Source organism: Achromobacter sp. 01N37 (assembly GCF_056399725.1).
Window position 1 is genome coordinate 69,354 of sequence record NZ_JBFTRX010000012.1, and the last position, 13,389, is coordinate 82,742.

Below are 13,389 nucleotides of genomic sequence, written 5' to 3' on the forward strand. Positions count from 1 at the left end.
AAGCATCGTGATGCGCCTTGTAATAGGACGTGTCATCTTTGAACGTTATACGTAAGCAGTTGTGGGATGATTTGCGCCTACTACAGACCTGCGCCTATGACAGACATCAACGCCTTGTTGCAACCGATACCCGGCGATGCGCCCTGCGGCGTCGACCTGGTGTTTTCGCCCGAGTTCGACGCCATTCGCGAGGCGCGCCGGCATGACGATCCTCAGCTCGATCAGGGCGATTGGGTCATTGATCTGAAAGAGGCCGACTGGCCCGAGGTGGCGCGCATCTGCTCCACCGTACTGCGCGAGCGCAGCAAAGACATCCGGATTGCATCGTGGCTGGCGGAAGCCTGGGCCAAGACGCGCGGCTTTGCGGGGCTGCGTGATGGTTATCTGCTGATTGATGGCCTGTGCCGCGATTATTGGGATGGGCTGCACCCGGTGCCCGAAGATGGCGACGTGCAGCAGCGCGTGGGCAATCTGGCGTGGCTGCTGTCGCGGTCGCAGCAACTGATAGGCGAGATTCCGCTGACGCAGGCGGATGGCGCGCGCTATGGCGCGGTGCTATGGGAGGCCGCGAGCCAGCTCGCGAACGCGGTCAAGCGCACGCCCGACAATGCCAATGAACTGACGCGCGGCAAGCTCACGCTGGATCGTTTTGATGCGGCGCGCCGGGATACCCCGCCGTCGTTTTATTCCGAACTGGATACCCAGCTGGAAGGCTGCGCGCAGGCGCTGGCGCAACTGGAACGCACGCTGGACGAACGCTTGGGCGATGAAAGCCCCGCGTTCTCACGCGTGCGTGAGTCGCTGCGCAATGTGACCGAACTCGTGCATCGTTTCGCGCGGGATGCCGGTTTGCTGGTACGCGCCGATCTGGCGCCCGCGCAGGCGGCCGCGACGCCTGCCGTTCCCGTTCGAGTGGAGCCTACCTTGCCCGCTGCCGATCATTTCTCTGCCGCCGACACGCCGGCGCATGTGGCCGTGACGCCCGCCGTGCGCGGTCCGATCCAAACGCGCGAACAGGCGTTGGCGCAGTTGCGCGATGTGGCGGACTTCTTCCGCCGCACCGAGCCGCACAGCCCGGTCGCCTATCTGGCCGACAAGGCCGCAAGCTGGGGTGAAATGTCCCTGCACCTGTGGCTGCGCACGGTGGTCAAGAACGACGAGACGCTGTCGGGCCTGGAAGAATTGCTGGGCATCAAGAAGGCCGGCGAAAACAACTGACGCGCGACATGGCGGGGCTGGCGTGGCACGGCCTACGCACCCCTGCCCACGCGATCCGGCCTGACGCGGGGCCCAACCCAATGGCCCAGGCCCCGCTCCGCTTATCGCGCCGCGCGAAACTCAATACGGCGGTTCTTCGCTCGTCCTTCCGCCGTAGCGTTCGTCGCGACCGGCTGATCGGGGCCGGCGCCCATGGCTTCAAACCGCGATACCGGCAAGCCCTTGTCCACCAGATAATCCCGCACCGCGTCCGCGCGCGCCTGGCTCAGCGCCAGGTTGGTGCTGCGGCTGCCCGAGCTGTCGGTGTGGCCGATGATCTGGATTTTGTCGGCGCGCAGCTTTGGCACCGCGTCGGCCACGCGGTCCAGCAGTTCGCGGCCGCGCGCGGTCAGGCGCGTGCTGCCGGTTTCAAACTCCACGACGCGGTTGCTCAGCAGGTTGTCCAGCACGTCCTGCTCGTCCTTGCCCGCCGACACGCGCAAGCCATTGACGATCTTGTAGGTGGGGTTGAGCGAGGTTGCAAACGTGCTGGCAATCTGCTGGCGCGAGGCTTCGTTGTCGACTTCTCCGCGCAGCCGGATCTGCGTGCCGTCTATTTCCAGCTGGCCGCGGTTGATCTGCTTGAGCGGGCTGTCCAGCAGCTTGCCTACGTGTTGCGACCAGTTCGGCGGGGCGACCACGCCACCCACATCGATGCGGTCGATCACATTGCCCACGCCATAGACTTTTTGCAGGCGCGCCAGCACGTCGGCCTTGGTGGCTTCATCTGGCACGGCGCCGCTGGCGACGACCTGCCCGGGTTGCGGGATGACGTTGGCGGGGACCACCGTGGCGGCATCCTGCGCGTGGGCCGCGCACGACAGGGCGGCGGCCAGGACGAGAGTAAGCGTGCGCATGCCTAGGCTCCGATAAAGACTTCGCGAAACGTCTCCAGCGCCTGGCGCAAAGAGAGCCGCGGTTGATCCAGATAGCTCGACAGCTTGGCCAGGCCATGGCTGGCGCTGACGTGGTCACGCACCCACGGCGCGTCTTCCAGCACGATGTAGTGCTGCGACAAGGTCTGCGGCGTGGACAGCAATGTGGCCAGCGTCTGCGGCGATGCGCCACGAAAGCCCACCACCAGCCGGTGCTTGCCGGCGATCTGCCCGATGAACAGGGCGATCTCGAAATCCGCGCGCGTAAGGAACGGCGCGATCAGCGTCATCCAATAGCTTGCGACCAGATTGATATAGAGCGGATCATCCGGCAGCGGCAGGGCCAGGCCCGTGTCCAGCTGCGACGAGCCGCTGGACATCACGGGCGCAAGCAGAATGCCCAGCGCCAGCACGATGTCATGCATGCTGGCTGCATGGCCGTTGCCACGCAGCATGGCTTCGACGCGTTCAATCGTCTGCAAGTCGATGAAGGCGTCGAAACCATCATCGGCGGCGGTACGGATTTCGCCTTCCAGGTCGTTCAGCGTTTGCAGCGCGGGGGCGGGGTCGCCGTCATGCATCAGTTGCGCGGCGGCGCTGCCCATGCGGTTCCACATGCGGCTGAACGCCAGCGGGCTGCGCGCAATGAAATCCAGCGGGCGGGCCACTTCAACGGACGTTGCGGTGATGAACGGAAAGCGCCGTCCGGACTGATCCCGGCTGGGCTGCAAATGGCCGGCAATGGCCAGTTTGCCGCGCGAGCCCAGTACCGCAAAGGGAACGGGCTGCGCCTCGTCGTACAGCGTCTTCCAGTGCGGGTCCTGCGCCAGCACCTCCATGGTGTTGGCCACCCACGCATCCAGCGTCGCCATCAGCTGCGGATGCGAGGTGTTTTTGACGAAGTCGCCACGGGACGGAATCTTGCCGAAGTAGGCCGTACGGAACATGGGAGACTGCGGGTTGCTCATTGCTGCGCTCCGGCAGGCGTCGGGGCGACGGAGGGTTGAGGGGACGCGCCCGCCACCGAAGCGGGAAGGCGCAGATTGCGCAGGCCTTGGCTGCCCGGCTCGGTGCCGCCGGCGCTGGCCGCTTGCGCGTTGCTGATGATGCGTAGCTTGACGGGCACGGTGATGTTCGACTTCGCCCAGCTCATCTCGAAACTGCCATCCGGGTTGGGCTTGCGTTGCGAGCCCGAGATCAAACGTTCCAGGCCAAAGCGGCCGGGTTCGTTGACGATCTCGACCACGGTGCCATCAAAGGCGGTGGCCGTAATGCGCGCGCCCGGTGCGCCCTGCGCGTTGGGCCACACAAAGTTCACCCATTGCGGCGGCGTGTTGCGGTAGCGCAGTTGCTGGCCGTCGATCTCGATGGTGTATTCCGTGACGCCGCTTGCCGGCTTGGGCTGAATCTGGAACAACGTCTGGGGCTGGCTGGCCGCGCCCGAGCCCGCCGCGCCACCGGCAAGCGGTGCAACCCACTGCGCGAAGTTCGCGGTAAACGACGGCTGCAAATCAATGCCCATGTCGCCCCAGGTGCGTGCCGTCAGGATGTCGCCACGGCGCACGGTCAGCGGGCCCAGCGTGTCGTTGACGTACTTGGCGATGCTGCCTTGCGGGCCGAAGACTTGTCCGATTTCTTCGCCGCTGGCTTCGATACCGGCCTTGGTCGAGAACGGATACTTGTCGGCCAGCCCTTGCGTGAACGGCTGATAGACCTGCGCGTTCCAGACCTTGTTCAGCTCGGTCTGCGCCGGTTGCATGGCCACGGCGTAGCCCTGAATCAGCGGGCGCACCAGCAGCGGGCGCAACGTCTCGCGCTGCGCGGGCGTCAGGCCCGCCAGCATTTGCTCGTCGACGAGTTTCAGCGCGTCGGCCAGTTCCGAGTCCTTGCCTTCCAGCGTCTGGCGCATCAGCAGCAGCGCGCCGGGGCCGGGGTCGCCCTGGTTGTTGATCAGGTTGAACCGCGTGCGGATCTTCGACAGGGCGTTCATGTAGTTGCCCATCAGCGACTGGTTCTCGCGCGTGACGACCAAGCGCGCCACGTCAGAGAACTCGCGGCCCACCGGCCCCATCGGGATCTGCTCACCGCCCGGCGCCACTTCGGTGGGCTTGGGCTGGCCCTGGCGCAAGATCACGCGCTTGAACCACGCCACCACGCCCGTCTGCGCCTGCGAAATGCCCGTGTTGATCAACGACGGGTTATCCCACGACGTTTGTTCATACGTGGTGTTGATCAGCTTCACCAGCGGCGAATTCTGCGGGTCGCCCAGGCGGTTCATGCCGTGCACCGCTTGATCAAAACTGGTGAACGGTTTGATCGTGACCCCGCGCAGCATCTTCTGCCATTCCTGCGCGTACTCGGTCTTGTACATCGTGGCCAGACTCTTCTGAATCTGCTCCGGGCTGCCTTCCAGCGTGAGGTCGTCGCGCGCGTTCACGCCCAGCACCCAATCGCTGGTCTGCACTTCGCGGCGCGCCGCTTCGCCGATGGCGGGCTCGATGTATTGCTCCCAGGCTTCTCGGGTGAAGGTGCCGGGCACGGCGTAGCTGCCGGCCACCACGGCCGCGTCGGCTTCGCCCATGATGCGCGCCACCGTCATGGCCGGGAAGCGCGTGGCGGCGCGCGCCTTCAGCGTGGCGTAGGCGCGTTCGCGCGCCGGCATGCCTTGCATCACGCTGCGCAGGTTGCCACGCGTGCGTTCGACCATGGCCAGGTTGGTTTCAATCTGCGGCCAATCGGCATCGGCCGCGCGCGCCACATAGAACGAGATCAGCCGTTCGGCGCTGCGGATGAGTTGATCGCGCGGCATCGCGCCCCGGTTGGTTTCCAGCCAGCCGCGCCAGAAGCGGGTGATCTGGTCCGACAGATGGGTGGGGTCCACGTGTTCGCGATTCGCCATCATCAGGTACGTCTTCAACGCGTTGTAGGCGTCGTCAACGTTGGTGGGCGAGGCGTCCTGGAACAGCGTGTCGCCCGCATTGGCGCGCACGGGCTGCGCCTGCGGCGGCGGCGCCGTGGGCCGCGTGCCGGAAGCGGCGGCCTGCGAGACATCGACGCGGCCCAGATAATCTTCCAGGCTGGCTTTCACCGGCACCAGCATGAACTGGCGCAGGCCGTTGTAGTACTCGGCCAGCAGGCGCTGCTTCAACACGTCGCCTTGATACAGCCCCAGGCCCAGCGACAGCGGCCGGCTGGCGGAATAACGGTCCAGCTGTTCGATGCGGTCTTGCAGAATCTCCATCGCTTCCAGACGGCTCTGCAAGTCAGTGCGCTCGCTTTGCAGGCGCACGACCTTGTCCAGGTCCGCCTGCACATTGGTGGCAAGCTGCCGGTTGCCCAGGTACGACCAGCTCCAGCCGCCCAACACCAGGCCCAATGCCAGCACCAGCCCGAAGAACGTCAGGTAGCGCATGCGCACCTTGTTCGGGCTGGCGTGCTGGCGCACCAGTTTCTTGTCCGCAAAGATCACGCTGGAAAACAGATCGCGCAGGAAGAAACCGTTGTGCGACGTGACGCTGCGCGCCGCTTCATGCGAGGCCGGGCGCAAGGTGAAACGCTCGGCCAGCTTCTCGGTAGAGGTGCTGCGCGATGCGCCTTCCTGCAAGGCGCTGGTGAAGTAGAAGCCGCGGAACACCGGCTTGTACTGGAATGGGTTGGTCTCAAACAGCGTCGACAGGAAGGTGCGCAGCGCGGGTTTGATGCCTGCGAATTCCAGCGGGAAGGTCAACAGACCCGGGGGCAGGGCGCCGCTGCGGCGCAGCGAAATCTGCGCGGTGCCCATTTCCTTCAGGCCTTCATACAGCTCGTCGAAACGATCGTCGAACAGCGTCAGCACATCGCGGCTTTCGTCGGCGCCATAGGGCAGCGTGGCGCCCCACACGCGGTCGCGTTCGCGCGCATCGGCATCGGCAAAGAATTCCGAGAAGCCGGCAATCAAATCCGCCTTCGTGAAAATCACATACACCGGCGCAAACACTTCCAGCCGGTCGGTCAGTTCCTGCACGCGCTGGCGCAGGTTCTTGGCCAGGTTGATGGCGAACTCGGGGCCGGAGTCAGTCAGCTCGCTGATGCTGGCGGCAACGATGATGCCGTTGATCGGCGCCTTGGGGCGATGGCGCTTGAGCAGATCCAGAAAGCTCATCCACTCGTTGCGGTCTTCTTCGTGAACGGAGTAGCGGCCCGCCGTGTCCAGCAGAATGCCTTCGGTGGTGAAGAACCAATCGCAGTTGCGCGTGCCGCCCACGCCGCGCACCGCCGCGCCGTTCTTGTCCGCAAACGGAAACTGCAAACCGGAATTGATGACCGCGCTGCTTTTGCCGGCCGCCGGGTTGCCGATGACGATGTACCAGGGCAGCTCATACAGCGCCTCGTTGCCCGAGGTCTGACCAATCTTGGACGTCTTGATCGTGCGCACGGCTTGCGTCAACCGCGTGCGCAGCGCATCGATTTCGCTGCGGTTGGCGGCGGGGCTGGCGGCAGCGCCCGTTTGCACCTGCTGCTCAAGCATGTCGCCCAGCTTCTGATTCGCGCGCCGCGTGCGGCGGCGGCGCCACAGCTGTACGCAGAGCCACAGCACCAGCAGCACGCCCAGCAACACCCCAGCCCAGACGAAGGCAATTTGCATCGTGTCGGCAAAGAGGAACAGGAACACGATCAACGCGATCAGTCCGATGACCATGAAGGTGCGCGGGTTGGCGAACACGCGCGCGCCCCAATAGCGGACATCGCTCATGGCGCTGGAAAATCGAGAAAGGAATCCTGATGGGCTACGCATGGTTTTCGCTGTTGTTTTAGGGTCAGGCGGTAGCGCGGGCGGCGGGTCGGGAGACCAGCGCCGCGCAGCGCAATGCGGGGTCTTGCAGGGTTAAAGCGAGCACGGCTTGATCGAACTGCACGCAGGCGTCCGCGGCTACGGCCAGCGTCAGCAGCGACGCCGCCGCGCCGGTGTGGCCACAGGTTGCGGCGACAGACTGGCAATCTTTGGCGGCGTCCATATGGGCGAACAGCTGCGAGGCCACGCCCAGCGGTTCCAGCGGGCGGCTGCCGCGATGATCGGCTTCGCTGACAATCTGGATCACGCTGTCAGCCGTGACGTTCGCGCGTTCGAGCAGATCGCGAGCCAGGTCAGAGAACGCGGCTTCGGCCTGCGCGCCGCGCGCATCGGCGGGCTTCTGCCGACGCAGCACGGGCGACAGCGCCACGCGCACCTCTGCGTCGGCATCGGCAGGCCCCAGCAACAGGCCGGCGGCGGCTTCGCCCGGCACGCGGCCGTGCGGATTGGCGTGGGTGAGCAGGGTGGCCTCGGCATCCCATTGCGCGACACGTTCGGCGTCGACATAGCCGTCGCCCGCCAGCACCACCCGCCACGGCGGCGGGGCGTCGGGGGCGTCGGGCGCGGACGCCAGTTCGCGCAACAGCAGGTCTGCGGCCATGGCGTCGCGCGCCAGATGTTCGGTGGCGCTGACGCGCGCGTCCGGCCAGACGCGCGCGGCGGCCAACACTTCGGTGCGTACACGCTGGCGCGCGGCTTCGGGCCAATCTGCCGGCAGCAAGAGTTCGAAGCGCAGCAAGGGCCAGTCTTCATCGCGGGCGGGCACGTCCAGTTCGGTGACGTGGCGATGCGCTTCCCGAGTCAGCGTGCTGGCGATATCGGTCAACAGTGCCGTCACGCGCAATGCGGCGATGGCCAATGCGTCAGGCGGCGCGCCACGTTCTTGCGCGGTCGCGTACAGCGCCATATCGTCCAGGCCCGGCACGCGCCCGGCAAACACCGGAAAGCCTTGCTGCGTTTTCAGTTCCGGGTCGAGCTCAGGGCGCTTCTGTTCGGCCAGTGCTTGCGAGATCGACGCGGCATCGTCACCCGCCGAGGCGCGCGCGGCCACGGCGATGACGCGCAGTTCCACGGCACGCGCAGGCGCTTCGGCCGCGGCTTGCGGCGCTGCGGCCGGTTCGGGCTTCGGTGCGCGTGCGGCCCGCACGGCGCGCACGCCCAGCCACAGCGCGGCAAGCATCGCCAGCGGCAGCGCAAATAAATAGAGCCCGATGTCGACGCCCGTGGGCAGCGTGCGGGATTCCTGCCACCAGATAATGACGGCCAGCCACACCACTGCGAACAGCGCCAGAATCAACAGACCTTTTTTCAGTACGCGAGCCATGTGTGCCTGATCAAAGGGGTTTCGTGACAGAGGGCAGGGCAATCAACCACGGCGCCCTCATTTCGCGGCCTCGCGCGCACGCTGCATGACGCCGGGCCGGCGCAGCTCGACGTGGCCGAAGTCCATCATCTTCCAGCGCCCGCCCCATGTCAGGCCGACCAGTTCCGCGGTTTCGCCGAACAGTTCGTAGCCACGCATGGCCCAGGGGTCTTTTTCAGAGATGACGATCTTGCCGTCGCGATAGAACGCGCTGTCAGCCGCCAACCCATATTGGTGATAGCTCTGGAACGCGCCGGCATTCGTCACATGCGTGCCCATGCCCGCCAGTTCTTCCTGCCGCTCGGGGCTGCGATAGCCTTCGATCAGCGCCATTTCATAGCCATGCTGTTCACGCATGATGCGATACGCAAGCAGCAGACGCTGACGGAAATCCGCATCGAACAGATCCCAGTTGCGGCTTGCGCCACCAAGCTTCGGACGCACCAATTCCACCTCGCGCGTGGTGAACGCTTCGGGGGGCAATGCAGGCGGTGCAGCGAGCCGTTCACCCTCCAGTAACGCCTGAATTCGGCGGTCTGGACCGGCCGTTTGAGTGCTGTAAACGAATGTGTGATTGTGTCGCATGACGAAAGCGAAAAGTGACGGAAGCAATACAACTGTCAGCCCAATCGCGACCTGCCAGCGATACCTTCCCACCCACTCCATCGACGCATTCATGCCATCTTTGACTGCGCCCGCTGTGCCGCCAACCGCGCCTCCGGCATGGCTCGCGCTACGCGTTGCGCCCCGTGCTACGCCCTGTACGCACGCGCGCAAACTCCGGACTGCACCTTGGCGCAGCGCCGGAAAAAACAGGAGAGCGGAGACGCCCACCGCCAGTAAAAAATACAGGGGCAGTAGCAGCAACAAGTTAGGTCCCTCATGTGAAGGCGTAATCTTTTGTTCTATTCGCGCATGAGGCAAGTGATCCGGCGTTGCAAACAGCGTCCGACCCTTAGGAATCGTAACAAGGAGCAATGTTCAAAATAGGCCTATCGGGTATTCTCGTCGAGCTTGGTTACAGGGGGGCTGCACACGCCTCCTGCTGACACGGGAACCCGCATGGCAGAAGAGAAAAAAGAAGCTCGCCCTACGATGACCGCGCCGAGTTTGCTCAGCGCTTCAGCACCCGCGCGCGGCGAGGCCGAGTCGTCGCGAATTCTTGCCGCGCTTGAAGGGCGCGCGCCGGAAGCCGAAGTCAAACATCTTGCGACGCCGCGCGAGGGCCGCGCGCGGCGTTGGGTGGCGCTGGCGGTATTGCTGGCGCTGATGGCGGGCGGCATCAGCTGGATCATTCATGAGGACGGGGCCGCGCCGATGGTGGCGCAGGCTCCGGCGCCTGCCGTGGCATCCGCTTCCAACCCCGTCGCCTCGTTGCCGCAGGCGTCAATGCCGAGCCCGTCTTCGCCATCGGGCGAGCTTGCCATCAAGCCCATGGATAGGCCGCCCGACGTGGCCGCCATCATTGACGAAGCGCCGCCCGCGCGCGATGCAGGCGTGGGCCGTGGTGAACCTGAGCCGCAAAACGAACCCACCAATCCGCTATCCATGCTGGCGATGACGACACCGCCTGCCGCGGGATCGCCCGCCGCGGGATCGCCCGCCGCAGGGTCGCCCGCCGCAGGATCGCCTGCCGCAGGTTCGCCTGCCGCAGCTCCCGGTCCCACGCGCCAGGCTGCCGAGCAACGCGCGCAGCACGCCAATGCACCGCGCGCCGCGAAGCCCGCCAGCACGCCGCCGCGCAAGACTGCCAAGCCCTCTGATACCGACGCCGCGCTGTTGTCCGCGTTGATGAACTATGGCTTGCCGCCCGCATCGCCGCCGGGCACGCGTGTGTATAAGTCGGAAGGCGTTTTCATGCGCGAGATGCCCGGCTCGCCGCTGTCCGAGCGCTTGAAGGAATGCCGCAAGCTCAGCTTTATCGAAGGCGAACAATGCCGCCTGCGCGTGTGCGCAGGGCAATGGGGCACCGCGCCCGAATGCCCCACCCCGCAGGCCAACGTCGAACCCTGAAATTTGCCGTCCGTATCGGGCCGGTATCGCTAACGTCCCCCACGAGGTTTTTGCTCCATGGCTGTGAACGCAAGCAACGGCAGCGCCAGCGCCAACTCCCGTCTCTACCGGCTTGACGGCGAGGGCGCGATGGCGTCCCTGCAAGTTGAAGGCTGGGTCGCGCGCGAAGGCCTGTCAGCGCTGGCCGAGATGCGCGTCGTGGCGCTGGCCGACGACGCGGCGCTGGACCTGAATGACATGGTGTCGCGCCCCGCTACGTTGTGGACCACGCGCGCCGATGGCAGCGAGACCGGCCGCAGCGGTGTCGTGCGAGCGGCCGAGATGCTGGGCGGCAATGCGGGCAAAGCGCGCTACCGCGTGACGTTGGCGCCGTGGCTGTGGCTGGCCACACAACGGCGCGACAGCCGCATCTATGAAAATCAGCCCGTCCTTGAAATCGTGCGCCACGTGCTGGATAGCTACGAGGGCTACACCTACAAGATCGCCGCCGAGGTCGAGCGCCATCTGGCCGATCTGCCCGCGCGGTCGTACACCACGCAGTACCGCGAAACCGATTACGCCTTCCTGTCGCGCCTGCTCGCGGAATCTGGCCTGGGCTGGACCACCGTCGAAGACGATGCTGCTCCGGCGCGCCACGCCGTACTGATCTTTGCCGACAGCCGCAGCTTGGCTGAAGACGCTGAGTCCGCCGGCGCGGGTGTGCGCTTTCAGCGCGCGCATGCAACGGAATCGCGCGACGGCGTGCAGGCCCTGGCGCGCAGGCAGCGCCGAGGCGTCGAACGCGTCACCGTGCTGGCCTGGCACGACAGCGGCAAACACGCCATCACCGGACAAGCGCTGGCCGGCCCCGCCAGCGGCGCCGACGACGAGAGCGCGGGCCTGGAATGGTTTGAACCTCTGGGCCACGGCGGGCTGCTGAATCAGGCGCACGCGCAGTTCCAGGCCACTTTGCTGATGGAAGCCGTGCAGGCAAGCGCCGAGACATTCTTGGGGCGCGGCAATGTGCGGACGTTCCGATCCGGCACGCGCTTCACGCTGCAAGACATGTCGCCGTTGGGGCCGTCAGGGGAATCGGGTTTTGAACCGGTGTTTGCGTTAGACCGCGTGGAGCATGCGGGTGTGAACAACCTGCCCGGTCAGGCCGACGCCAACCTGGCCAACAAGCTGGGCGCGTTGGACGACTTTCTGTGTTTTGAAGACGACGAGTCGGCGGCGGGTGACGAGGATGAATATCACGGACAGCACGACGGGCAACGCAACGGACATCGCAGCGGACAGCACGACGGGCAACACAACGGACATCGCAGCGGACAGCACGACGGGCAACACAACGGACAACGCGACGACGGCGACATTGGCGTCGGCCGCCCCGAAGCCGCCGTGCTGGCGCGTGCGCACGAAGTGGGCTACGCCAACCGCTTTCGCGCGGTGCGTTGCGACCGCCCTTGGCGCGCCATGCCGCCCACCGCGCGCGGCGCCAGGCTTGCCGGCGCGCCATCGGCGGTGGGCGTCCACACTGCCATCGTGACGAACGCCGAAGGCGCCACCGAAGCCAGCGGCGAAGACGAAATCTACCGCAACGCGCGCGGCGATGTACGCGTGCGCTTTCATTGGCAAGCCGACGGCGACGGTCTGGCCAAAAGCCGCTGGGCGCGCGTGGCGCAACGCCAGGCGGGCGCGGGCATGGGCATGAGCTTTGTGCCGCGTATCGGCCAGGAAGTACTGGTGCGATTCCTGGATGAAGACATCGACCAGCCGCTTGTCGTAGGTGCCCTATACAACGGACGCGGCGAAGGCGGCATTCCGTCCACCCCCGGCGGAAAATCCGGCGAACCGATGAACACCGAGGTCTATGCCGCGGCCAGCGATGGCAAGCCCAGCGCACAAGCCAACCTTGCCAGCGGCAACGCGCCAGCCTGGCACGGCGCGGCGGGCGGCGACGAGCAGCATCGCAATGCAGCCGCGCTAAGCGGCTTCAAGAGCAAGGAGTTCGGCGGCGACGGCTACAACCAGATCGTGTTCGACGACAGCGACGGCCAGCTGCGCATGCAGATCAAGTCCACGCAGTCTGCCAGCGAGCTGAACCTGGGCCATCTGATACACCAAGCGGGTAACTATCGCGGCAACGTGCGCGGCGTGGGCGCGGAATTGCGCACCGACGGCTTCGGCGCGTTGCGCGGCGGCGGCGGTGTCCTGCTGACCACCTACACGGCGGGCGGCAGCGAGCCTGCCGGCGATGCCGCAGCGCCGCTGGCCTTGGCGGGGCAGGCCGACATCATGGCGCAGTCATTCGACGGCGTGGTCGGCGCGCACCAGGGCGTGCGGCTGGCCTCGGCCCGCGGCACGACGTCCGCAGGCGCCAGCCGGCTGGACGGTGAACGTGCGCCGCTGGCCGCAATGACGCACGCCGTCTCCGGCACCGTCGCCGGCGACGCCCTCGGCGTCGCATCGGGCGATGCCTCGGCCAAGCACACGGAAGTGGCCGACGGCAAAGTGCCGCACCTGACCGATCCGCTGGTGCTGATGGCGGGCCGCGCCGGGCTCACGCAAGCCGCCGGGCGCAACGTGCAAATCACGGCCGGCGAGCTGGTGCATTGGTCGTCGGGACAAGACCACAACCTGGCCGTCATCGGCTCGTTGCGCGTGCACACCGGCCAGGCGCTGGGCATCGTGGCCGGCGTGCAGCAGGGCGGCGCCGAGTCGGGCCTGGACCTGATCGCCGGCACCGGCGAAGTCGACGTGATCTCGCAACACGATGTGCTGACGGTACAGGCCCAGCAAGACCTGCGCATGATCAGCGCCAACGCCGGCATCGAATACGCGTCGCCCAAACGCATCCGCATCGCCAACGCAGCGGGCGCCAGCATCGTCATCGAAGGCGGCAACATCACCGTCACGGCGCCGGGCCGCATCGACGTCAAGACCGGCAACAAGCAATTCGCCGGCCCGACGCAAATGCCGTATCCGTTTCCGCAATTCACCGTGTGCAAGACCTGCATTCTGGACGCCCAGGACAGCGTGCAGTCGATCACTGACAAGGCGTGATGGCG

Annotated in this window: 8 protein-coding genes; 3 read left to right on the forward strand and 5 right to left on the reverse strand. The window is 66.0% G+C overall.

Features of this window, described 5'->3' with window-relative positions; translation table 11 throughout:
- Positions 1–96 precede the first annotated feature (96 nt).
- Positions 97–1,218, forward strand: a complete 1,122-nt coding sequence (tssA, locus tag AC1DSJ_RS22425) for a type VI secretion system protein TssA (RefSeq protein ID WP_346552253.1) — start codon at positions 97–99, stop codon at positions 1,216–1,218.
- A 101-nt stretch (positions 1,219–1,319) separates the two neighbouring features.
- On the opposite strand, the gene AC1DSJ_RS22430 is transcribed toward tssA, so the two are convergent.
- From AC1DSJ_RS22430 to AC1DSJ_RS22450, 5 genes are all read right to left on the reverse strand, one after another.
- Positions 1,320–2,114: an OmpA family protein gene (locus AC1DSJ_RS22430; protein ID WP_054420516.1), complete on the reverse strand. Its 795-nt coding sequence runs from the start codon at positions 2,112–2,114 to the stop codon at positions 1,320–1,322.
- Positions 2,115–2,116: 2 nt separating this feature from the next.
- Positions 2,117–3,100, reverse strand: a complete 984-nt coding sequence (gene tagF / locus AC1DSJ_RS22435; protein WP_175170729.1) for a type VI secretion system-associated protein TagF — start codon at positions 3,098–3,100, stop codon at positions 2,117–2,119.
- Positions 3,097–6,864: a type VI secretion system membrane subunit TssM gene (gene tssM / locus AC1DSJ_RS22440; protein ID WP_342066854.1), complete on the reverse strand. Its 3,768-nt coding sequence runs from the start codon at positions 6,862–6,864 to the stop codon at positions 3,097–3,099. The genes tagF and tssM overlap by 4 nt, the downstream gene beginning before the upstream one ends.
- 64 nt (positions 6,865–6,928) lie before the next feature.
- Positions 6,929–8,287 (reverse strand): hypothetical protein, encoded by a 1,359-nt coding sequence (locus tag AC1DSJ_RS22445; RefSeq protein ID WP_441370493.1) that lies wholly within the window; start codon positions 8,285–8,287, stop codon positions 6,929–6,931.
- 57 nt (positions 8,288–8,344) lie between these two features.
- Positions 8,345–9,196 (reverse strand): M15 family metallopeptidase, encoded by an 852-nt coding sequence (locus AC1DSJ_RS22450; protein ID WP_054420519.1) that lies wholly within the window; start codon positions 9,194–9,196, stop codon positions 8,345–8,347.
- A 225-nt stretch (positions 9,197–9,421) separates the two neighbouring features.
- On the opposite strand from AC1DSJ_RS22450, the gene AC1DSJ_RS22455 reads away from it, so the two are divergent.
- Together AC1DSJ_RS22455 and AC1DSJ_RS22460 are read left to right on the forward strand one after the other, a co-directional pair.
- Positions 9,422–10,339, forward strand: a complete 918-nt coding sequence (locus AC1DSJ_RS22455; RefSeq protein ID WP_441370494.1) for a hypothetical protein — start codon at positions 9,422–9,424, stop codon at positions 10,337–10,339.
- Positions 10,340–10,396: 57 nt separating this feature from the next.
- A complete protein-coding gene (locus AC1DSJ_RS22460; protein ID WP_441370495.1) occupies positions 10,397–13,384 on the forward strand; it encodes a type VI secretion system Vgr family protein in 2,988 nt (995 codons plus the stop codon).
- Positions 13,385–13,389 lie beyond the last annotated feature (5 nt).

Excerpts from the sequence above, each read along its gene's own strand:
- tssA (WP_346552253.1), top strand. The coding sequence starts at position 97 with ATGACAGACATCAACGCCTTGTTGCAACCGATACCCGGCGATGCGCCC.
- AC1DSJ_RS22430 (WP_054420516.1), bottom strand. The coding sequence starts at position 2,114 with ATGCGCACGCTTACTCTCGTCCTGGCCGCCGCCCTGTCGTGCGCGGCC.
- tagF (WP_175170729.1), bottom strand. The coding sequence starts at position 3,100 with ATGAGCAACCCGCAGTCTCCCATGTTCCGTACGGCCTACTTCGGCAAG.
- tssM (WP_342066854.1), bottom strand. The coding sequence starts at position 6,864 with ATGAGCGATGTCCGCTATTGGGGCGCGCGCGTGTTCGCCAACCCGCGC.
- AC1DSJ_RS22445 (WP_441370493.1), bottom strand. The coding sequence starts at position 8,287 with ATGGCTCGCGTACTGAAAAAAGGTCTGTTGATTCTGGCGCTGTTCGCA.
- AC1DSJ_RS22455 (WP_441370494.1), top strand. The coding sequence starts at position 9,422 with ATGACCGCGCCGAGTTTGCTCAGCGCTTCAGCACCCGCGCGCGGCGAG.
- AC1DSJ_RS22460 (WP_441370495.1), top strand. The coding sequence starts at position 10,397 with ATGGCTGTGAACGCAAGCAACGGCAGCGCCAGCGCCAACTCCCGTCTC.